This is a genomic window from Vibrio ishigakensis (genome assembly GCF_024347675.1).
GTDB classification, from domain to species: domain Bacteria; phylum Pseudomonadota; class Gammaproteobacteria; order Enterobacterales; family Vibrionaceae; genus Vibrio; species Vibrio ishigakensis.
Map to the genome: position 1 here is coordinate 1555027 of NZ_AP024881.1, position 21505 is coordinate 1576531.

Consider the following 21505-nt stretch of genomic DNA (forward strand, 5'->3'; position numbering starts at 1 on the left):
CCAGCGCTGAGTTAGCTATGCTTTTTCAAAAACTCGATTAGGGCGTGATTAACCCTATTTGCTTGCTCAAACTGAAGTCCATGCCCCGCTTCATCGATTATTTGAAACTCGTGTGATGCTCCTAAACTTTCACGAACGAGCTTGGACTCTTCTAGCGGGAACAACTCATCTTCCCTTCCCCACAACAATAGACAAGGCTTACCACTAAAGGAGTGAAAGGCCGGTTGAGGATCTTCTTGAATGGCGTAGTTGGCAGAAGAAAAGATCGCATTGCGAAAACCCTTGATGCTCATCTGCTCTTCATAGCGTCCTTGCCAATAATCGAGCATCTCCGGCTTTACAAAATCCTTGATCTGATTCTTCAGCATGCTCGGAATATAGAACACATACGCAAGGTAGCGACCGAGCACAGGCAACTTGAGTGGGCCGATAGGAATAGGCTTGCTAAATGGAGCAAGAAGGCAGGTACTGGCCACCTTATCTGGATAGGTTTTATTAAAGAAACTGACTACTGCGCCGCCCATAGAAAGCCCAACCAGATGAACAGGTTTATGGATATTTAGCGCTTGTAACAGGTCGTTTAGCTGTTCAACAAATAGGGTCTGAGAATATTTAACGCTGGGTCTGGCGGAGAAACCTCTGCCATAGAGATCAAAGCTCAGCACCTGAAACCCACTCTCAATCAATGCGTCTTGGTTAGCTTCCCATGCAAAACTGGGTACTGAGAAGCCATGCACTAATACTACGATGGGATTATGACTTTCACCCTTGAGTTGGTAATGAGTGTCGCCGTGGCGTAAACGTACAGTCTGAATATCGGGAGAGGCCTTGAGCACCTCGGAAAGATAGCGATTTTCGTGGCTCAACCAGCGAGGCAGCATAGCCAACCCCGCAAGTGACACCAATAAGACAGTGATCAGAATATCAAGCCACATGCACCCTCTCTTATGGGCGCTGACCTAACTCCACTTGCCCATCCGACTTAAACCATAGCGCTTGCTTGCGTCTTCGACCAACTAAGATCGGACCGTCATCAAAAAATAGAAAGTTTTTCCAGTGCTTCTTGAAGATCTTCCATGTGGTTTGCACCACATTGTATTTCTCATAACAAAAGTAGACGGTCACATCGTCTTGCCAATCGATATGCTCAAGAACGCCTTCTGGCATGTCGGCTTCATCCGCCTCCCACGCCTGCATCCAATCGATATGCTCACCCCAAGCTTGAGATTGCGCCGGCCAATCCTGACTGCTAAAACGCTCAGCATCTGGACTTTGCTTACTGATGTTCTCTTTCCAGAACTCAGCACTGCGCGCCTGAGTCATCGGCTTGATCTCAGCAAGATCTTGCTCTGGTACAGGTAAAGAGTTGTGAGTGAAAATCCACTTTCTAGAGTATTCGTCTAAGGATAGATACGCCATATTATTCGTCTTTCAGCCAGCCATTTTGCACCGCTTCATCAATGATCTGCAGAGCCTTGTTCCAAAGGGTTTTCGAGCCTTGTTCAATACGTCCATTTATCGCAATTACTTGGCTGCGCTTAACGCCGTGCTCAACCCAACTCTGTCCATGGTTATGATAGTTCAAAAGCATAGGAATGAATCTGTCTAGTGCCTTAGCAAATTTGGCATCCTCAGATTGAGCCGCTTCGAACTCTTCCCAGATAGCGCGCAGTTCTTCACGTTGACCGTCTGGCAGTAAACCAAACAATCTATCCGCCGCTTGCTGCTCTTTAAGCTCTTGTTCAGCCGACGCGGCAACGTCATACACAAAGGTATCGCCGGCGTCGATCTCAACAATATCGTGCAGAAGTAGCATCTTAAGCACTTTAGAAATGTCCACGTCGCTGTTGGCGTGCTCTTGAGTCAACATAGCCATGGTCGCCACATGCCAGCTGTGCTCGGCACTATTCTCTTCACGGGCATTTGCACTCTTTACTCGCGTGCGGCGCAATACGCTCTTTAGCTGATCCAGCTCCATCAGCATGGTTAACTGTTGCTCTAGACGCTGCTCTGATGATGTCATTATTCTTGGGTCCAGTTGTGATTTGTGAGCGAGGTTAACACGTGGTCTTCCCACTGCCCATTGATCAGAAGATAATTTTTGGCAAATCCTTCTCGCTCAAAGCCGAGCTTGTTCAAGACCTGCTCACTTCGATGATTATGCGGCATGTATGAGGCTTGAATCCTATGCACTCGCATCGACTCAAACACATAGTTGATCGCCTTAGGCAGTGCGGTGGTCATTACGCCCTGCCCCTCACGGGCTTTGTCCAGTGAGTAACCGAGGTTGCAGTTATGAAATGGATAACCACTGACATTACTAAACGAGATCACCCCTTGTACCGTGGTGTCTTCTTTATCCACAATCAGCAAATAAAGACTCTGGTTTAGCTTCTCCAACTCTTGCAGGTGATGGATCTTGTATCGCCATCCGGACTCGGTATAGAAGCTTACATCACGCTTAGGGTCCCAAGGCTGCAGAAACTCACGGTTGCGCTCAAAGTAGTTAGCCAAGATGGCCGCATCGCTTTTTCTTGCTGAGCGAAGATTGAACGGAAGCTCTTCATCGGCCTCATGCACTTCTGTTGATTTTCCAGCAAACAGCACTACTTCTTCCCTATTCCATAATCGCGAAGCTTATTGGCGATAGAGGTATGCGAAACCTCCAAACGTTTTGCCAGTTTACGACTCGATGGAAATGCTTGATAGAGCTTATCCAGTACCGCTGATTCATGACGTTTCATGATCTGATCTAGCGAACCATCAAGGTCGAGTTTGGCTTCAAGGGCAGCAAAGCTTTCGAGATTTGGCAGGTGGAAATGATGTGCGCAAAGCTCATCACCGTCGAGCTCAGTTAAGGCACGCAAAACCGCATTCTCAAACTCGCGGATATTACCTGGCCACGGATAGCTTGCTAGCGCCGGCAAAACATCATCGGCCAGCGAAGGCTTATCAATACCTAATTGGCTGGCGTATTTCACAGAAAACATATCCAGCAGGGCTTCAATATCGGAGCTGCGCTCACGCAGTGGTGGGATCTTCAGATTAAGCACGTTCAATCTAAAGTAGAGGTCTTCACGAAAACTGCCCGACTCAATCAGTTGCTCCAATGTGTGTTTGGTAGAGGCGATAACGCGCACATTAACATGCACCTCTTCATCCTCACCTACACGTCTAAAGGTGCCGTCTTGTAAGAAGCGAAGCAGCTTACTTTGCAGTAGCGATGACATCTCACCGATCTCATCTAAAAATACTGTGCCGCCATCAGCGGTTTCAAAGATGCCCTTTGGCGACTTCTCTTGACCTGCACTTGGTGCCTGACCAAATAGCTCGGTCTCTGCCACATCATCTGGCATAGAGGCGCAGCTGAGGACCAAGAACGGCTTAGTTGCTCGACTTGATCGAGCGTGGCATGCACGGGCTAGCATCTCTTTGCCTGTGCCGGTATCACCTTCAATCAGCAGTGGCTGATCCAGCATTGCCAGTTTTTTAGCCTGCGTGATCAATGCTTTATGACGATTAGACACCCCAACAAAGTGCTCAAAACCAAGCGGGTTATGATCTGCGAGTTGCTCATTGGCATTAAAATCTCCGTTAGCTTGACGCAATTGAATAACCATGGAAGCAAGGATTGGCTCCTGGGCTTCTACATCAAGGTAAACAGGGACGGCTTCGAGCTGATAATCGATACCTCGAATTACCACCTTCTGCTTTTCGCGCTGACGAGAATGCTCTCGCCACTGTTCGTAGTCAAACTTGGGTAGCAGCGAGCTTATTGAGGTTTCAATCAAGGTTTCAGAGGCAAACAATTTATGGGCAGACTGGTTGGCCATGTCTACCTTGCCATTGGAGCCTACAGAGAGAAGCGGTTCAGAGAGGTTATTAAACAGTGCGGTTAGCTCAGTATTCTTGCGCTCAACCGGCATAAAAGGAATGCGTCTTACATCTTCAACGCCATCGATTCGGCGGATCTGCGCCATAATGTCGCGAAAAGATTCGAACTCTAGCTCTGGGAAGTTGAGATAGATAATGCCAACAGGGTCAATCTCTATGCCGCGCAAATCTATGTTTTGCGCGGTTAAGATATCAAGCAACTCTCGAGTCAGACCGATACGGTCTTCACACAGTACTTCTAAGCGCACGTAAATCTCTTTATGGTGTCTAATTATGTTTACACCAGTTTCAAGTATACGCCCGCAAGCGTCAAGAGAATTGCGCTAAAGTCAGACTTTATCGTGCTTTTTTTGGATAGAAAGTTGTAAACGCTGTTTAACACTGCCCAAAATTCGATCACGAATATGCGACAGCTTGATACGATTATCCGTGGAAAACTCAATTGGGCGAACCAGCTCAGCCGCCTTAATACCCAATCGGGCAGTCAAAAGCCCTACACCCACGCCTTGTGCGGCGCGTGATGAAAGCTTTGCGGTCATGTCCATAGACAGAAAATCTATGCCGGCATCCAATACCAACTCACTGCCACCTGCGGCCGCCATATTGACAAAGATAGAACGTAGCAACTTGATGCGAGACCAATAGCCAAGCTCAACCCCATAGGCTTTAGAAATGGCACTGACCATAGCAAGGCTTCGCCACACCACCAGCGCCATATCCGCGATAGCAATTGGGCTGACCGCCACCATCACTGCCGCCTCTGACGAGTATTTGGCAACCAGTTTGCTGACTCTGGCGTCAATCGATGAAAGCACTGAATCTTCGTAGAGCTTAAACACATCTCTATCGCTGTGGGTAGCGTTTACACGCTCAACAAACTTGTCTCGTCCGCTCGCTTCAACGCCTTTATCGAACAGGCTCTTATTGATGGACTCACAAAACGGCAATGCCCTGCCGTGACCATTATCTTGTGCAATCGCTCGAGACTCTTCTTGGATCTCGGCTTGCCCTTTGAGCCTGCGAAGCTTGATTAGCTCTCTTGCCAGCGCAATAAAGCCTACGCTACTTATTGCAACGCATAACGCCCCCCAAGACAGGGCTAAATAATCTTTACCTGTGAAGGCGCTGATAAAGGAGTCTATCAACTGCCACACCAACAAGGCAGAAAACACGCTGAGAAGAATTCGCCATTTCCAGCCACGTTTTTTAGGCTTCAGTGCTTTCTCTACATCGGTTTCTAGAGCCTGATCATCATCAAGGCTTATCGGCGCTTCTACAACAAACTCTTGCTCAGAAAAAGTCTGCTTTTTATCGAGATCAGGTGCTTGATCATCAGGCTCACCCTGACTGAACACCTGCTTTTCTTTGTACTGATTCAAATGACTACCTCAATTTATCGCTTAGTAGGAATTGAAGTGCCTTATCCATGGCGATATGTGGCAGTGCTTGTGACTCCACATAATGCTTTGGCTGAAAACTGCTGAACTCAAAGCCAGAGTGTTGCCAGAAATCCGCTTTAGGCAAGGTGGCTGGCACCTCACCCGGATAGAGGGTGATTCTCTCACCACCGATGAGTGTGCCACTTATCGCCGGTTGCGCCTTGCCTTTGCTCTCTACATAGCCGGCGTCGGTCGCGGCAATCGAGGCCACCGGCAGACACTCCATTTTTACGTTCTCAAACGAGACGTATTGCCACACTGGCTGAACTAGGTGTCTCAGCAGCATAGTGAGATTACTGTGTTGATCTGGCGTTACATGGTCGGCTTTGGTAGCAGCGAACAACAGTTTATCGGTGCGTGGCGAGAAGATCCGGCGCAGGATAGAGTTACTACCATAGCTAAAGCTCTTCATGATCTCGGACAGCGCCAACTGCATATCACTAAATGCGTGTGAGCCTTGGTTTAACGATGAAAGCACATCCACCAGCACGATTTGACGGTCAAACTCGGCAAAATAGCGTTTATAAAAAGGCTTAATCACCTGATTTTGATACTCTTTATATCGCTTATGCAGCAGCGACAAAGCCGAGCCTTTAAGGGGTTTATCTTCTCCCACATAAGGGAAAAACAGCAGTACCGGCGCTTCTGCAAGCTCTCCAGGCAGCACAAAGCGTCCCGGCTGAATATGGTGATAGCCCTTCTGCTTTAGAAGCTGAAGCAGCTCAGTGTATTCTCGAGAGAGCTGATTAACAAGCTTGTCGTCTTGCTCTTGATTCAGGCTAAGATCAACCACTCTACCGAGCCATTCTTTCGCCTCAGGCAAAGCTATCTGCTCAAGCCGTCTTATCTGACTTTCAGACCAAGTAGCGTAATCCATCTCTAGCATAGGAAGGTCGAGGAGCCACTCCCCAGGATAATCAACCAGATCTAAATAAAGAGTGGAGCTGCTAGAGAGCAGCTTTCGAGCGCGACTTTTAGGCTGATACTTGATGGCCAAGCGAATTTCGCTTACATCACGGGTTGGCTCTGGCCATGTTGGAGGCTCGCTTGAAAGCGCCTCGATACTGGCATCAAGGTTGAACCTTGGGGTTAATAAGCTTTTTTGAGGAACACGCCTTGCACCGAGCAGCCTCCCTTGCTCGGCAACATCGAGCAGTGGCAGGTTATCGTCGGTAGCGCTTGAGATAAGCTGATTTACAAATGAGGTGATAAACGCAGTCTTACCTGCGCGCGAAAGTCCCGTCACCCCTATTCTTACATGGGCGTCGAGACCTCGATTGATCAGTTCTTTAGTGTGTTTCGTTATCTTCATATTTCTCTCCAACCACTAAAATATCACGATATTTCGCGTCGGAGGCGAAGATTACAAAGATTTAATCATCCACAATCAGCTTGTAGATAACGAACAGCGCCAACTCTAGAAGCGCGGTTAGCGCTAGCGTGATGGTAATGTACTTCTCTTCGAAGATAGAAATACCTTGCAGAATAAGGTCATAAGCGAACACACCACCGATGAGTACTGCAATAATGATTTGTAGGATTTGAATAAAACGCGGCATCAACTTCCCCTGTAGTCCGATATAAATAGAGCTGCTACTACACTAGCCCCATATTACTGAAAATTAAAGAAAAAGAGCGACGAGTGTCGCTCTTTTAACCGTTACGCTTCATCCAGTTGCGCAATATTCACTTTCCAAGTGTCAGGACCAATTTGGTGAGCATTGGCACCGCTTGAGTCTACCGCCACCGTGACTGGCATATCCTCTACATCAAACTCGTAGATGGCTTCCATACCCAGTTCTTCGAATGCAACTACCTTGGCACTCTTAATCGCCTTCGAAACGAGGTAAGCCGCGCCACCTACAGCCATTAGATACACAGACTTGTGCTTCTTAATTAGATCAACCGTCTGCTCACCACGCTCCGCTTTACCTATCATGCCAGCAATGCCGGTCTCCGAAAGCATCATGTCGGTGAACTTATCCATGCGGGTTGAAGTCGTTGGACCCGCTGGACCTACGGCTTCATCGCCAACCGCATCTACAGGACCCACGTAGTAGATAAACTTGCCGTTGAAATCCACACCTTCTGGCAGGCCTTCACCGCTCTCGAGTAGTTGCTGAATACGTTTATGCGCTGCATCACGGCCGGTCAGCATCTTGCCAGACAGAAGTAATGTTTCACCTGTCTTCCAGGTTTCGATATCCGCTTGAGTCACCTCATCTAGGTTTACACGGCGCGCTTTATCGCCCGCATCCCATGAGATCTCTGGCCAATCTTCAAGCTTAGGCGCTTTCAGATCTGCAGGCCCTGAACCATCTAGAGTGAAGTGTACGTGACGCGTGGCGGCACAGTTAGGGATCATGCACACTGGCTTGGAAGCTGCGTGAGTAGGTGCGGTTTTGATTTTAACATCAAGTACTGTGGTTAGGCCGCCAAGGCCCTGTGCACCGATACCCGTTTTGTTGGCACGCTCGAAGATCTCAAGACGAAGCTTCTCTTCAGTCGTTTCAGCGCCGCGCGCTTTAAGCTCGTGGATATCCACCGACTCCATCAAAGACTCTTTTGCCAGTACCGCGGCTTTCTCAGCGGTGCCCCCGATGCCTATACCTAGCATGCCCGGTGGACACCAGCCTGCGCCCATAGTTGGTAGCGTCTTCTCTACCCACTCGGCGATGTCATCAGATGGGTTTAGCATCACCATCTTGGCCTTGTTCTCAGAGCCGCCGCCTTTAGCTGCAATCTGAATCTCAACCTTGTCACCCGGGACCATGTTGATATGAACCACAGATGGGGTGTTGTCTTTACTGTTGGTGCGTTTACCTGCAGGGTCTAGCAGGATAGATGCACGCAGTGGGTTATCTGGGTTGGTGTATGCACGACGAACCCCTTCGTCGATCATCTCTTGTACCGTCATATCGGTGGCGTCCCATTGCACAGCCATACCGATATTAACGAAACAGGTAACAATACCCGTATCTTGGCAGATAGGACGGTGCCCTTCTGCTGACATGCGCGAGTTGATAAGGATCTGTGCGATAGCATCCTTAGCTGCGCTGCTTTGCTCTGCGTGATACGCCTTTTCAAGCGCTTGAACAAAATCTAGAGGGTGATAATAGGAGATATATTGAAGTGCGTCCGCGACGCTATCGATAACGTCTTGCTTACGAATAACAGTCATTCGTAGTGCCCCTTTTAGTGACAGTCTGATTCCAGTGGTTGTAATGGCGCGGGTCAATAACCACAACGCTCTAACTTTTTATGCAAACTATGATACCCTTGTCGCGATTCTCAAACCAGACACACCATATCGGTGTTGTCACAATTCGTACAAATTGATTCATGTTTGTTCACAAACCGCAAATTACTCCCGTAACTTATAAGCAAAACCTTGCTCATACCCTATTTGAAACCTGCCATCATCAGCCGTGGGCGATACTACTGAGCTCTGCAAATAGCGTTCATCCCAATAGTCGTTACGATATTGTTGCGCTAAACCCAATAGTCACAGTGGAAACCACAGGAGATACCAGCAAGGTCTCCATAAATGGTCAGGTTAGCCAAACAAGGCAGGAGCCCTTTGCCTTAATCCGCGAACTGCAACATGAATATCTGCCCTACTCACCTGAGCTTGAAAATGTGCCGTTTTGCGGGGGTTGGCTCGGTTATTTTGGCTACGACCTAGGTCGCCAGATTGAGAACATACCAGAGCTGGCCGAGCATGATATCCATGCGCCAGACCTTGCTCTTGGCTTGTATCACAGTGCCTTGATTGTGGACCACAAACTCAAGTCAGCCTATTGGGTGGGCGAGGTTCAAACCCCAACCACAGAGGCATCTAGTAAAGGTTCGTTCAGACTTGCCTCAGATTGGCACGCCAACATGACCCAAGCTGAATACACGCACAAGTTTAATCAGGTGCAAGAGTACCTTCTCTCGGGCGACTGCTATCAGATCAATCTTGCCCAGCGCTTTAGTGCACAATTTGAGGGTGACGAATGGCAGGCCTATAAGACCCTTGAAAGTGCTAACGTCGCGCCATTTTCAGCGTTTGTTCGACTGCCTGAGCACGCGGTTTTGAGTATCTCTCCAGAGCGCTTCTTGCAGTGCCACAGCGATAAAGTAGAAACCAAGCCAATCAAGGGCACACGCCCTCGCTTTGCAGACCCTAAGCTGGATGCCGAGCAGATTAGTGACCTTAAAACCGCGCCTAAGGATCAGGCTGAAAACCTAATGATCGTCGATTTACTCAGAAACGATATTGGCCGCGTCTGCGCGCCGGGTAGCGTTAAAGTACCTAACCTATTTGATGTGGAGAGCTTTCCTGCCGTGCATCACTTGGTGAGCACCATTACCGGTGATCTAGATAATAAGCACGATGTGTATGATTTGCTTCGTGCCTGCTTCCCTGGAGGCTCTATTACTGGAGCGCCAAAGGTGCGTGCAATGCAGATCATTGAAGAGCTAGAGCCGCACAGGCGCAACGTCTATTGCGGTAGCATTGGTTATATCAGTCGCTGCGGCAATATGGATACCAGCATTACTATACGCACCCTTATTACTCAGCAGGACTCCATCTATGCTTGGGCCGGCGGTGGGCTAGTCGCAGACAGTGTTGCTGAGGATGAATATCAAGAAACATTGGATAAACTGGGTAAGATTCTGCCAATATTAAAAAACTAGTTTTCTTCACAGGGATAGGATGTGAATCGCGAGCAATTCTTAAATCGTTTTACCTTTTCGCCAACAAGGGCTTATGACAGCAAGAGTCTCGAGCGTATTCTCCCTGTAAATCCTGACAGCTTAAGACCTGCCGCTGTGCTCATCGCCTTGGTCGACAGAGGCGATTCACTGCATGTTCTACTTACCAAGCGAGCCGAGCATCTCAAACATCATCCGGGCCAGGTAAGTTTCCCCGGTGGAAAATATGAAGAGAGCGATAAAGATCTGAGCTTTACCGCAGTGCGCGAAGCGTGTGAAGAGGTTGGGTTAAAAGAAGAACAAATCACGGTTGTTGGCGAGCTCCCTGCTCTTCCCACTATCAGTAAATTCGCTGTTACTCCCTTTATCGCCTTTGTGGATGCCGATTACTCCATAGAACTGGATGACAACGAGGTCGCTGAGGCCTTTGAAGTACCCGCAAGCTTTTTGTTTTCCCGGGAAAACATCTTCGAGAGTCAGTTCGAGCTCAAACATAGCCGACACAAGATCTTCGCTATTCCTTATCAAAAACACTTTATCTGGGGGGTAACGGCGCAGATTATTGATGCTATGGGGCGCCAACTTGCTTGAATAACCACCGCTTGTTGAAAAAACCTCAGTAAATCGTCACTCTCCACTTGATGCAAAAGATTTGCTAAGTAAACTGAGAAGTTCAATCTAATTCTTATTTTCTTAGTAGGGTCTTTTGACCTATCACCCATTGGAGATTGATATCTAATGACTTACGCGCCTGTAAAAGACGTACTTGGCGGCAAACTAGCGACTGACAGTGAAGTAACTGTTCGTGGCTGGATCCGTTCACGTCGTGATTCCAAAGCTGGAATCTCTTTCCTTGCCATCTATGACGGCTCTTGTTTCGACCCGATTCAGGCCGTGGTCCCAAATAATCTTAATAATTACGAAGACGAAGTACTTAAGCTGACTACCGGCTGCTCTGTTGAAGTAACAGGTAAGATTGTTGAATCTCCTGCTAAGGGTCAAGATTTTGAACTAGCTGCAACCGAAGTTAAGGTTGTTGGCTGGGTTGAAGACGCAGAAACCTACCCTATGGCAAAGACTCGCCACTCTATCGAGTACTTGCGTGAGGTTGCGCACCTGCGTCCTCGTACTAACGTTATCGGCGCGGTTGCTCGCGTACGTAACTGCCTGTCTCAAGCGATCCACCGCTTCTACCACGAGCAAGGTTACTTCTGGGTATCTGCTCCGCTTATCACTGCATCTGATGCAGAAGGCGCAGGTGAAATGTTCCGCGTATCTACTCTAGATATGGAAAACCTACCTCGCACTGAAAAAGGCAACGTAGATTTTAACGAAGACTTCTTCGGCAAAGAGACCTTCCTAACGGTATCTGGCCAACTTAACGCTGAAGCTTATGCGTGTGCACTAAGCAAGGTATACACCTTCGGTCCTACGTTCCGCGCTGAAAACTCAAACACCAGCCGTCACCTAGCGGAATTCTGGATGGTTGAGCCTGAAGTAGCATTTGCTGACCTAGAAGATATCGCTAAGCTGTCTGAAGACATGCTGAAGTACGTATTCAAAGCAGTATTGGCTGAGTGCCGTGACGACCTTGAGTTCTTCGCACAGCGTATCGACAAGCAAGCAATCACTCGTCTAGAGCAGTTCGTATCTTCTGACTTTGCACAGGTTGATTACACTGACGCAATCCAAATCCTTCTGGATTCTGGTCGTGAGTTCGAATTCCCAGTTGAATGGGGTATCGATATGTCTTCTGAGCACGAGCGTTACCTAGCTGAAGAGCACTTCAAAGCACCAGTAATCGTGAAGAACTACCCGAAAGACATCAAGGCATTCTACATGCGTTCTAACGACGATGGTAAAACGGTTGCTGCGATGGACGTTCTTGCTCCGGGCATCGGTGAAATCATCGGTGGTGCTCAACGTGAAGAGCGCCTAGATGTTCTAGATGCGCGTATGCGTGAGATGGGCATCGACCCTGAGCACATGAGCTGGTATCGCGACCTACGTAAATACGGCACAGTGCCACATGCTGGTTTCGGTCTGGGCTTCGAGCGTCTAGTATCTTACGTAACTGGTATGGGCAACGTACGTGACGTTATCCCATTCCCACGTACGCCACGTAGCGCAAACTTCTAAAAAAGAAGAGTTAACTGAAAACCGCCTATCTAGGCGGTTTTTTTATATCTTAACTCCCGATAATCAATGGAATATCGATAGGTATTGTTTTAAAAGTGCGATGAATGTATAAAGGAAGGAGTTTTGTTCTTTCCATCTATTAACCACGGACGATTTCCATGTTTGAAAAAGTAGTTGCGGCCCCAGCCGACCCTATCCTTGGCCTTACCGAAGAGTTTAAAAAAGATGCACGCGCAGAGAAGATTAATCTTGGCGTTGGTATCTACAAAAACGAACAAGGCGCTACCCCAGTTCTTGCTACCGTTAAAAAAGCAGAACAAGCAATTTTGGAAACGGAAACCTCTAAATCTTATCTCACCATTGAAGGTACAGCGGAATACGGCCTAGCAGTACAAAAACTGCTATTTGGTGCCGATAGCGAGATCGTAACCTCAAGCCGCGCAAAAACCGCGCAAGCACCAGGTGGTACCGGTGCACTTCGCGTTGCTGCTGAGTTCATCAAGCGTCACCTAGGTAGCGCTAAGATCTGGATCAGTAACCCAACTTGGGCAAACCACAAAGGCGTATTCACTGCCGCAGGTGTTGAGATTGCTGAATATACCTATTATAACGCAGAGACTAAGAGCAAAGACTTCGCTGCTATGCTGGCTGATCTTGAGCAAGCGTCTGCAGGTGACATCATTCTTCTTCACGGCTGCTGTCATAACCCTACCGGTATCGACCCAACGGCTGATGAATGGAAGCAACTGGCAAAACTTGCCACTGACAAGAAGCTAATTCCTCTATTTGATTTTGCATATCAAGGCTTCGCAAAAGGCGTTGAAGAGGATGCTGCGGGTCTACGCGCATTTGCTGAAGTAAACTCAGAAATCCTAGTAGCAAGCTCTTTCTCAAAGAACTTCGGTCTGTACAATGAGCGCGTAGGTGCGTTTACCCTGGTTGCAGCTAACAACGAAGTTGCTCAAACTGCGTTCTCTCAAGTTAAAGGCATTATCCGCTCTATCTACTCTAACCCACCAGCACACGGCTCAGCGGTAGTAACTCACATCCTAAACGATGCGGCGCTTCGTCAGGAGTGGGAACAAGAAGTAAAAGAGATGCGCGATCGCATTCAAGAGATGCGTACCCTATTCGTTGAGACGCTAAAAGCGGAAGGCGTGACCCACGACTTTAGCTTTATCGAAGCGCAAAATGGCATGTTCTCTTTCTCTGGTCTGAGCAAAGAGCAAGTAGCGCGTCTAAAAGATGAATTCGCTATCTATATCGTAGGCTCTGGTCGTATCAGCGTTGCGGGCATGACTAAAGAAAACATGGGTCCGCTATGTAAGGGTATCGCAGCAGTACTTTAATTGCGGATTAGAATGAGAAGAGGCTCCTATTAGGAGCCTCTTTTTTGTTTTTAGAAACTGAATTTTGCCACCAGCCCGCCTTGGGTAAGGTCGCTATCGTCATTCCATGTGGTTCGCCCATAAAGGCCAAGAGAAAAGTTATCGAAGATATAGTAATCCGTACCGAGCTCAAACGAGGATTCATAAATCACGTCATAGTCGAGATACTCTAAGCTTGCCCGCAACTCCCAATTTTCGGTCAATCCGTAATTAAGTCCTGCAAATACACCTAATAGGAAGTCTTTTTCTGAGAATACGGTCGAGCCCTGCGAGTTTCTGAGTTTGATTTTAGAACCACCGATCTTAATACCCGCCACAAGATCGAGATCATCAGTTAAGCCAAACCGCCTAGCGCCGGACAGAGTAAGATAGTCTGCCCTGTCGTTTTCATCATCAAAGTGGGTGAATCGCCCTTTATACTGAAAGTTAACTAGATAATGTTCAGTAACGAGCCACTGCAGATTAAAATCGCTTACCGTGACATCGTCACGTCCAGGAAGGTTATCAGAGTCTACTTTACCGCCACCAATGGCCGCGCTAAAGAAAGTGTATTGAACTGGGGTTGTTTGTGAGGCCTGCACAGTACTGCTCAAAATGAGGGCACCCGACAACGCAATAAGAACGGATTTTTGCAATCTACTCTCCTTTTGCTGATGGAATATGCGCAATATGAGTAGAGTTTAGTATAGAAATTCCAATAAGTTAGCCTCAGATTAGTGACTATTTCCTCATTTCAATCCAAAATAATTGAATCAGCTTTAAAGCAGGAAAAACAATGGAAGTAGAACTTCTCGAGATACAGCAATTTTTGGCTCAGTACCCTCCTTTCAACGCATTGCCGGAAGAGGTTCTTGCCGAGGTCACTCACAACACAGAGATCTCCTATGTGCGGGAAGGCAAGAGCGTGGTGCAATTAGGTGAGACCATTGAAGAATTTTATGTAATTCGAAGTGGCGTGATAGAAATAAGCCGTCGCAATGGTCAGCTTTATAATAGGCTAGATGAAGGCGCGGTATTTGGTCAGATGGCACTGCTAAGTAGCGGACGCGTATTGTTCCCAGCGAAAGCTATCGAGGACTCCCTTCTTTACTGTATCCCGTCCGAGATCTTCCAAAACCTCTATGACAACTATGACAGCTTTGCTGACTTCGTTGCAGCAGAGGACAGTACTCGTCTGCGCCGCGCGATTGCCAGCAATGATGATAATGACCTTACCACCATCAAGGTGCGAGAGCTTATCTCGCGACCAGTTTTTACCATTAACGATACCGAGTCCATTCGTGATGCTGCTATCTTGATGGATGAGGAGAACACCTCCTGTCTTATCATCAACTCCGAAGAGCCACACCTTAAAGATGAGATTCAGGGCATTCTTACTGACCGAGATCTGTGTACCCGCGCCATTGCTCGAGGTGCTGACCTTGATTCTCCTCTCTCTTCGGTAATGACCAAGGACGTAATTACGCTCGATAGCAACGCCTATGTCTATGAAGCCATGCTGACCATGCAACGCTATAACGTGCACCACCTACCTCTCATGCGTAAAGGCAAACCGTTAGGGGTTATCGAGGCATCGGATATTGTGCGTTATGAATCGCAGAACTCGCTACTTCTCGTAAGTTCGATCTTCCAGAGTAACAGCATCGAAGAGCTTGCCCAGCTCTCTGAGCAGGTGAAAGACAGCTTTGTTCGACTTGTGAATGAGGACGCTAACTCACACATGGTAGGCAGCGCCATGTCGGTTATTGGTCAAAGCTTTAAACAGCGTATTATCGAACTTGGCGAAGAAGAGCTCGGCCCTGCCCCGATTCCTTATTGCTTCTTAGCATTGGGCTCTATGGCTCGAGATGAGCAGCTTATTGTTACCGACCAAGACAACGCTATCATCCTCTCCAACAGCTTTGAAAAAGACAAACACGACAAATACTTTGCCAAACTGGCTCAATGGGTGTCTGATGGCTTGGATAAATGTGGCTACCCATATTGCACCGGTGACATCATGGCCACTAACCCTATCTGGCGTATGACCCAGACCGAGTGGGAAGAGTGCTTCTCCGATTGGATAGACAATCCAAACCCTAAAGCGCTACTCAACGCTTCTATCTTCTTCGACCTTGTCGGTGTGCACGGTCAGATCAAGTGGGCTGAGCAGCTCAATCGCTTTATTGTGAAGAAAGCGCGTAAGAGCCCTAAATTCCTGACATTCCTTGCTCGCAATGCACTAAACCGCACTCCGCCACTGGGCTTTTTTAAGAGCTTCGTAATGGAGAAAGACGGCAAGCATAAAAACTCTATCAACCTTAAACGTCGCGGTACTGCGCCATTGGCAGACCTGATCCGTGTTCATGCTTTGGCGGTAGGTTCCACACAGCAGAACTCCTTCGAGCGACTGGATGACATTCTAGACTCAGGGCTTCTTCCTAAAGGCAAAGCGCAGGATTTAAAGGACGCGCTCGAGTTTATCTCTATGGTTCGTATCAGACACCAAGCAATCGATATTGAGCAAGGTAACGAGCCAGATAACAATATCGAGCCAGATAATCTGTCTGACTTTGAGCGTCGTAATTTAAAAGATGCCTTCCAGATCTTAAGTAATGCACAGAACTTCTTGAAGTTCCGCTACCAAGGGAACTCATTCAATAATGGATAAATTTGATTGGTATGAGTTTCAAAAAAAGCAGGCCAGTGAATCAAAGGTGCCTTGGCTAAGAGAGTTTTATGAAACGCCACTTCCCGAGGTGGGAACCAGCATCAAGGATACCCCACTGCTGGCTCTAGACTTTGAGACTACCGGCCTTGATGCAAAGAAAGACGAGATCATCTCAATCGGTCTTGTGCCGTTTGACCTTAATCGTGTGTATCTTAGACAAAGTAAGAGTTGGCTGATTAAGCCTAAGAAAAAGCTCAACACTGATTCTGTGGTGATACATGGTATTACCCACTCTGACCTTGAAGATGCGCCGGATCTGAACAAGATACTGCCGGAGTTTTTAGAGGCCATCGCCGGTAAGATCTGTGTGGTGCACTATAGACAGATAGAGCGTGATTTTCTCAATGCCACCTTCAAGAGACGTTTTGGAGAAGGGATCAAGTTTCCGGTGATCGATACTCTGCAGATTGAGTGGGATTATCAGAAGCGATTAACGTCAGGGCTTTGGAAGCGTTTGCAGGGTAAGAAACCTGCTTCGGTGAGATTAGGGGCAAGTCGCAGTCGCTACAACCTGCCAACTTATACGCCGCATGACGCCTTGATAGACGCCATAGCGACGGCAGAACTTCTTCAAGCTCAGGTCTCTCATCATTATGATGAAGAGACCCTACTTTCAGATATATGGGTTTAGCGCTCTTCTGTCGCCATACCCATTAGCAAGCTGACACACATCGCCAGCAATACGAAGGTAAACGGTAGTGCGGTTGAGATAGCGCCCGCTTGAAGCGCTTGAACCGCCTCCGAGCCGCCGACCCATAGCATAGCAACCGCGATTGCACCCTCCATAAATGCCCAGAACACACGCTGAACAACGGGAGCATCAACCTTACCACCGGCTGTGATGCTATCGATTACCAGTGAGCCAGAGTCAGACGAGGTGATAAAGAACACCAACACCAAGACTACTGCAATGATAGATAGCATCTTACCCATAGGCAGAGAATCGAACATCTCAAACATAGCCAATGATACGTCGGTCAGACCCTTGCTACCTAGAATACCCACTTGGTTCACTACCTGGTCGATAGCCAAACCGCCAAATACAGACATCCAAACTACAGTTACGATTGTTGGAACAATCAGAACCGCGGTGATGAACTCACGTACAGTACGACCTTTAGATACACGAGCGATGAACATACCTACGAATGGGGACCATGAAATCCACCAAGCCCAGTAGAATACAGTCCAACCCTGGAACCACGCCTCATCTTCACGACCGTGAGGATTACTCAGTGGAATTAGGTTTTCAGCATACGCTGCGATCGTAGTCGTAATAGAGCTGAAGGTGACGTGATAACCGATAAACATCACAAGGCCCAGTAGCAAGAATGCGATCAGCATGTTGATGTTGGAGATAACCTTAACACCGCCATCGATACCTCGCATTACCGAGACTATAGCCAATATGGTCACCACGGTAATTACCGCAACCTGCAACCCAAAGCCACTAGAGATACCAAACACATGGTTGATACCCGATGCCGCTTGTTGAGCACCTAAACCTAATGAGGTAGCAAGACCAAATAAGGTTGCAAGAACCGCCAGCGTATCTACGATATGACCTGCCCAGCCCCAAGTACGGTCACCTAGGATCGGATAGAAGATAGAGCGGATAGAAAGAGGCAGGCCCTTGTTATAGGTAAAGAAAGCCAATGAAAGCGCTACGATGCCATAGATAGCCCAAGGATGAAGACCCCAGTGATACATGGTGGCACCCAAAGCGAGCTTAGCTGCCTCTGGAGTATTCGGTTCTACGTTAAGCGGGGTATGGAACCAACCTGTAAAGTAAGCCACAGGCTCAGCCACACTCCAGAACATCAGACCAATACCCATGCCCGCTGCGAATAGCATCGCAATCCAAGACAACAAGGAATAATCTGTAGTGGCGTCTTTGCCGCCAAGGCGGATCTTGCCATAAGGCGAAACAATCAGGATCAAGCAGAAGATAACGAAGATGTTACCCGCCCAAATGAACAGAGCATCAAAGTTAGTGATGATACTATTCTTCAAACCGTCTAGTGCGGTTTTGGCTGTTTCTGCATCCAGAAACACCATAGTGAGAAGGAACAGAATGGTTAGACCCGCACTTGCCGAGAACACGGCGTTGTGTACGTCTAAGCCCCATTTCTGGATATTATCCTGTCCTATCTGGTAGTCGGTACTATCGATGCTGTATTTATCGATACCCTTAGTCATGCAGCCTCCTTATGCAGGGCATGGTTTGTAATTAACTTTCAATTATATCGTAATTTGAACAATAAATCCGCTAACACGCTGAAAATAAAGCACATTATTTAACTAAATGCTGATAAACCGTACAATGCGGGTATAAATAAAATACTGGCTAACACCACTATCTGTATAAGGATAAAGGGAATCACCCCTTGATAGATCTGCTTGGTTGTTACCGACTTAGGCGCTACCCCTTTTAAATAAAAGAGACTGAAGCCAAACGGCGGGGTCAAGAAGGAGGTCTGTAAGTTCATTGCCACCAAGATGGCAAACCACACCATGTTAATGCCAAGGAGTTCAGCCACCGGCGCTATGATGGGCACGATAATAAAGCAGATCTCGACAAAATCGATAAAGAAGCCCAGCAACAAGATAACCAGCATCACTAGGATCAAGAAGCCCCACTTCTCACCCGGCAGTGCAAGCATCCACTCCTCTACCAAGTAGTCACCACCTGTGTAAGTAAAGGCCATTGAAAATGCAGTCGCGCCTAGCAAGATAGCAAACACCATGGCGGTTACTTTAACCGTCTCAACAGAAGACTCGTAAATAAGCTTCCATGAAAATTGGCGATACAGAACCGAAAGTAAGATAGCCCCGGCACCACCCAAAGCTGCCGACTCAGTAGGCGTTGCGATACCGGCAAAGATAGAGCCCAGCACCACAATAATCAGCGCGAGCGGAGGCACTATGGCTTTTAATGCTGAAGCCCACTGCTGTCCTTTACTTAGATCATCCTCCTGCGGGATTGGCATCGCCGCTTCTGGCTTGAAGTAGGCAAAGGCTGCGATATAAATAACATAGGCTATGACCAGTACCACGCCCGGGCCAATAGCGGCCTGAAACAAATCCCCTACCGGCACACCAAGCACGTCACCCAGCAAGATCAAAACGATGGATGGCGGAATGATCTGGCCAAGTGTGCCTGACGCACAGATGGTGCCACAAGCAAGGCGCGTATCGTAATTGTATTTGAGCATCACAGGCAGCGAGATAAGCCCCATAGCCACAACCGATGCCCCCACTACGCCAGTAGATGCTGCTAGCAGCGCCCCCACCACTACAGTAGAGATGGCGATACCACCACGCACCCCGCCGAATAGTCGACCCATGGCTTCTAAGAGTTGCTCTGCCAATCTAGTTTTCTGCAGTACCAACCCCATGAAGATAAACAGAGGTACCGCCATCAAAACCGTGTTCTGCATGATGGATTCTATGCGATACGGCATAAAGGCGAACATATCCCAACCTTCAGACCAAACACCGAAGATCAGTGCAATACCGCCAAAGGTAAAGGCAACCGGGAAACCCAATAACAGCGCAAACAGCGCCACAAAAAACATGACTATGCCTATCATCGAGCTCCCTCCCTGGTTAAGCGCTCAAGCGAGTGGAGGATCAAACCGATACCACTGATTGCAATAAATAGAAAAGACACTGGGATGGTGGCTTTGATGATCCAGCGATACGGTAGACCACCAGGGTCACCCGATGTCTCGCCTATGTCATAGGCTTGATAAGCAAAGTCTATCCCGTACCAAGCGACCAAGAGACTGAATGGCATCAACCAAAACAGCACACCTAGAATGTCGATAATGGATTGAACCTTAGGTGAGAAGCGCTCATAGAAGATATCAACGCGCACATGGCCGTGGGTTTTAACCGCAAACGGCACACCGAAAAGAAACACAGCCGCAAACAGGTGCCATTCTAATTCCTGCATCGCAATCGACACATCATTGAATACGTAGCGCATCACTACGTCATACACCACATTTGCTAGCAATAACAAAAACAACACACTCGACAAATGTCCGAGTGTGTTGCAAATCTTATCGGTTATTTTCATTAAAGATTTCAGCAAACGACCTCCCTGCCTTGCTCCATCGAAACCTATTTGGGTGACCTCGAAAGGTCACCCTGCGGGGATTAATTTGAACTATTTAGATAGGCTTTATCCGAGATTTCCGTCCAAGAACGCACCTGCTTCAAATAGTCAGCCTGTGACATCTGGATCTTCTTGGCTGTAGCATCTTTAGCCGCATGTTCAGCAAGAAGCTTATCGTTTGCTGCACGTAGCTGGCTAATAACCTCAGGTGGGAAGTCCTTCACCTGAACATCTGGGTAGTCAGTCTTGATGCTTGCCCAGTTCTTACCACTTTCATAGGTAGATTGGGTGTACATATCGTAAGCAGCGGTACGCATAGCTACACGCAGGATCTCTTGCAGATCTGCTGGAAGCTTATCCCAAGTACGCTTGTTAACTAGGAACTGAAGCTCAGTCGCTGGCTCATGCCAACCTGTGTAGTAGTACGGCGCGATCTTATGAAAGCCCATGCGAAGATCTAGTGAAGGGCCTACCCACTCAAGGGCGTCGATGGTCTTTCTTTCAAGGGCTGTATAAAGCTCACCTGGTGCAATGTTAGTTGGCTTCGCACCTAGTTCTGCTAGAACCTCTCCGGCAAAGCCTGGGATACGCATCTTCAGACCCTTAAGGTCATCCACAGAATTGATCTCTTTTTGGAACCAGCCTCCCATCTGTACGCCAGTGTTACCACCAGGGAAGGACATTAGATTATGGGGACTATACACCTCTTCCATCAGTTCCATACCACCGCCGTAGTAGAACCAAGAATATTGCTCAGGTGCCGTCATGCCAAATGGCATGGTAGTGAAGTAAAGCGTATTTGGAACCTTGCCCTTCCAATAATAAGAAGCCGAGTGGCCCATGTCATATTGTCCGGACTTCACCATATCAAACACACCGAATGGTGCTTTATGTTTGTTAGAAGAGTCGATACGGATCTTCAATCGACCATTAGACATTTTCTCTGCCATGGCCGCCATGTTCTTGGTCGCATCACCGAAAATTGGGAAGTTTGGTCCCCATGTTTCTGCTAATTTGAGTCGATATACCTTGTCATCTGCAGCGGCGCCGCTAGCCCCGATTAGGCCAACAACCAAAGCCACACTGCTCACACACGCTTTAATCCATTTAG

At 47.9% G+C, this 21505-nt stretch carries 19 protein-coding genes and 1 pseudogene; 6 read left to right on the plus strand and 14 right to left on the minus strand.

Going from position 1 to position 21505, the window contains the following annotated elements; all coding sequences use genetic code 11:
- Positions 1 to 11: 11 nt before the first annotated feature.
- The 9 genes from Pcarn_RS07055 to Pcarn_RS07095 all read right to left on the minus strand — a co-directional run bounded on the left by Pcarn_RS07055 (position 12) and on the right by Pcarn_RS07095 (position 8514).
- Positions 12 to 935, minus strand: coding sequence for an alpha/beta fold hydrolase (locus Pcarn_RS07055; protein WP_261833164.1), 924 nt, complete (start codon positions 933 to 935; stop codon positions 12 to 14).
- A 10-nt stretch (positions 936 to 945) separates the two neighbouring features.
- Positions 946 to 1419 (minus strand): DUF2947 domain-containing protein, encoded by a 474-nt coding sequence (locus Pcarn_RS07060; RefSeq protein WP_261833165.1) that lies wholly within the window; start codon positions 1417 to 1419, stop codon positions 946 to 948.
- 1 nt (position 1420) lies between these two features.
- Positions 1421 to 2023, minus strand: coding sequence for an HD domain-containing protein (locus tag Pcarn_RS07065; RefSeq protein WP_261833166.1), 603 nt, complete (start codon positions 2021 to 2023; stop codon positions 1421 to 1423).
- Complete coding sequence (rimJ, locus tag Pcarn_RS07070) at positions 2023 to 2607, minus strand: ribosomal protein S5-alanine N-acetyltransferase (RefSeq protein WP_261833167.1); 585 nt, start codon at positions 2605 to 2607, stop codon at positions 2023 to 2025. The genes Pcarn_RS07065 and rimJ overlap by 1 nt, the downstream gene beginning before the upstream one ends.
- Positions 2607 to 4142 (minus strand): transcriptional regulator TyrR, encoded by a 1536-nt coding sequence (tyrR, locus tag Pcarn_RS07075; protein WP_261833168.1) that lies wholly within the window; start codon positions 4140 to 4142, stop codon positions 2607 to 2609. The genes rimJ and tyrR overlap by 1 nt, the downstream gene beginning before the upstream one ends.
- 81 nt (positions 4143 to 4223) lie before the next feature.
- Positions 4224 to 5273, minus strand: coding sequence for a YcjF family protein (locus Pcarn_RS07080; RefSeq protein ID WP_261833169.1), 1050 nt, complete (start codon positions 5271 to 5273; stop codon positions 4224 to 4226).
- A gap of 4 nt (positions 5274 to 5277) precedes the next feature.
- Entirely contained in the window at positions 5278 to 6645 is a 1368-nt protein-coding gene (locus tag Pcarn_RS07085; RefSeq protein ID WP_261833170.1) for a YcjX family GTP-binding protein, read from the minus strand.
- Between the two features lie 61 nt (positions 6646 to 6706).
- Positions 6707 to 6892, minus strand: coding sequence for a hypothetical protein (locus Pcarn_RS07090; RefSeq protein WP_261833171.1), 186 nt, complete (start codon positions 6890 to 6892; stop codon positions 6707 to 6709).
- 101 nt (positions 6893 to 6993) lie between these two features.
- Complete coding sequence (locus Pcarn_RS07095; RefSeq protein WP_261833172.1) at positions 6994 to 8514, minus strand: fumarate hydratase; 1521 nt, start codon at positions 8512 to 8514, stop codon at positions 6994 to 6996.
- 161 nt (positions 8515 to 8675) lie between these two features.
- On the opposite strand from Pcarn_RS07095, the gene pabB reads away from it, so the two are divergent.
- The 4 genes from pabB (at position 8676) to Pcarn_RS07115 (ending at position 13522) form a co-directional block, all read left to right on the plus strand.
- Positions 8676 to 10016 (plus strand): aminodeoxychorismate synthase component I, encoded by a 1341-nt coding sequence (pabB, locus tag Pcarn_RS07100; RefSeq protein WP_261833173.1) that lies wholly within the window; start codon positions 8676 to 8678, stop codon positions 10014 to 10016.
- Between the two features lie 21 nt (positions 10017 to 10037).
- Positions 10038 to 10625, plus strand: a complete 588-nt coding sequence (locus Pcarn_RS07105; RefSeq protein ID WP_261833174.1) for a CoA pyrophosphatase — start codon at positions 10038 to 10040, stop codon at positions 10623 to 10625.
- Positions 10626 to 10772: 147 nt separating this feature from the next.
- Positions 10773 to 12173 (plus strand): asparagine--tRNA ligase, encoded by a 1401-nt coding sequence (gene asnS / locus Pcarn_RS07110; RefSeq protein ID WP_261833175.1) that lies wholly within the window; start codon positions 10773 to 10775, stop codon positions 12171 to 12173.
- Between the two features lie 158 nt (positions 12174 to 12331).
- Entirely contained in the window at positions 12332 to 13522 is a 1191-nt protein-coding gene (locus tag Pcarn_RS07115; RefSeq protein ID WP_261833176.1) for an amino acid aminotransferase, read from the plus strand.
- Between the two features lie 50 nt (positions 13523 to 13572).
- Here Pcarn_RS07115 and Pcarn_RS07120 read toward each other — a convergent pair whose 3' ends face one another.
- Entirely contained in the window at positions 13573 to 14196 is a 624-nt protein-coding gene (locus Pcarn_RS07120) for an outer membrane beta-barrel protein (RefSeq protein ID WP_261833177.1), read from the minus strand.
- A gap of 140 nt (positions 14197 to 14336) precedes the next feature.
- Between Pcarn_RS07120 and Pcarn_RS07125 the strand changes: the two genes are divergently transcribed.
- Positions 14337 to 16211: a putative nucleotidyltransferase substrate binding domain-containing protein gene (locus Pcarn_RS07125; RefSeq protein ID WP_261833178.1), complete on the plus strand. Its 1875-nt coding sequence runs from the start codon at positions 14337 to 14339 to the stop codon at positions 16209 to 16211.
- Positions 16204 to 16902 (plus strand): 3'-5' exonuclease, encoded by a 699-nt coding sequence (locus Pcarn_RS07130; RefSeq protein ID WP_261833179.1) that lies wholly within the window; start codon positions 16204 to 16206, stop codon positions 16900 to 16902. Before Pcarn_RS07125 ends, Pcarn_RS07130 begins: the two co-directional genes overlap by 8 nt.
- Here Pcarn_RS07130 and Pcarn_RS07135 read toward each other — a convergent pair.
- The 4 genes and pseudogenes from Pcarn_RS07135 to Pcarn_RS07150 form a co-directional block, all read right to left on the minus strand.
- Positions 16899 to 18470 carry a BCCT family transporter gene (locus tag Pcarn_RS07135; protein ID WP_261833180.1) on the minus strand — a complete coding sequence of 524 codons (1572 nt, stop codon included), beginning with the start codon at positions 18468 to 18470 and terminating at the stop codon, positions 16899 to 16901. The genes Pcarn_RS07130 and Pcarn_RS07135 overlap by 4 nt on opposite strands.
- Positions 18471 to 18568: 98 nt before the next feature.
- The gene (locus Pcarn_RS07140) at positions 18569 to 19864 is read right to left on the minus strand and encodes a TRAP transporter large permease (RefSeq protein WP_261833181.1); all 1296 of its coding nucleotides are present in this window, start codon (positions 19862 to 19864) and stop codon (positions 18569 to 18571) included.
- The gene (locus Pcarn_RS07145) at positions 19861 to 20355 is read right to left on the minus strand and encodes a TRAP transporter small permease subunit (RefSeq protein ID WP_390904485.1); all 495 of its coding nucleotides are present in this window, start codon (positions 20353 to 20355) and stop codon (positions 19861 to 19863) included. Before Pcarn_RS07145 ends, Pcarn_RS07140 begins: the two co-directional genes overlap by 4 nt.
- 80 nt (positions 20356 to 20435) lie before the next feature.
- A pseudogene (locus tag Pcarn_RS07150) lies at positions 20436 to 21449 on the minus strand (TRAP transporter substrate-binding protein); the annotation flags it as partial.
- Positions 21450 to 21505: the final 56 nt, after the last annotated feature.

Coding starts and splice junctions, on each gene's coding strand:
- Pcarn_RS07115 (WP_261833176.1), top strand. CDS start 12,332: ATGTTTGAAAAAGTAGTTGCGGCCCCAGCCGACCCTATCCTTGGCCTT.
- pabB (WP_261833173.1), top strand. CDS start 8,676: ATGTTTGTTCACAAACCGCAAATTACTCCCGTAACTTATAAGCAAAAC.
- Pcarn_RS07135 (WP_261833180.1), bottom strand. CDS start 18,470: ATGACTAAGGGTATCGATAAATACAGCATCGATAGTACCGACTACCAG.
- Pcarn_RS07085 (WP_261833170.1), bottom strand. CDS start 6,645: ATGAAGATAACGAAACACACTAAAGAACTGATCAATCGAGGTCTCGAC.
- Pcarn_RS07095 (WP_261833172.1), bottom strand. CDS start 8,514: ATGACTGTTATTCGTAAGCAAGACGTTATCGATAGCGTCGCGGACGCA.
- Pcarn_RS07140 (WP_261833181.1), bottom strand. CDS start 19,864: ATGATAGGCATAGTCATGTTTTTTGTGGCGCTGTTTGCGCTGTTATTG.
- Pcarn_RS07145 (WP_390904485.1), bottom strand. CDS start 20,355: ATGAAAATAACCGATAAGATTTGCAACACACTCGGACATTTGTCGAGT.
- Pcarn_RS07060 (WP_261833165.1), bottom strand. CDS start 1,419: ATGGCGTATCTATCCTTAGACGAATACTCTAGAAAGTGGATTTTCACT.
- Pcarn_RS07090 (WP_261833171.1), bottom strand. CDS start 6,892: ATGCCGCGTTTTATTCAAATCCTACAAATCATTATTGCAGTACTCATC.
- Pcarn_RS07065 (WP_261833166.1), bottom strand. CDS start 2,023: ATGACATCATCAGAGCAGCGTCTAGAGCAACAGTTAACCATGCTGATG.
- Pcarn_RS07130 (WP_261833179.1), top strand. CDS start 16,204: ATGGATAAATTTGATTGGTATGAGTTTCAAAAAAAGCAGGCCAGTGAA.
- Pcarn_RS07125 (WP_261833178.1), top strand. CDS start 14,337: ATGGAAGTAGAACTTCTCGAGATACAGCAATTTTTGGCTCAGTACCCT.
- asnS (WP_261833175.1), top strand. CDS start 10,773: ATGACTTACGCGCCTGTAAAAGACGTACTTGGCGGCAAACTAGCGACT.
- Pcarn_RS07055 (WP_261833164.1), bottom strand. CDS start 935: ATGTGGCTTGATATTCTGATCACTGTCTTATTGGTGTCACTTGCGGGG.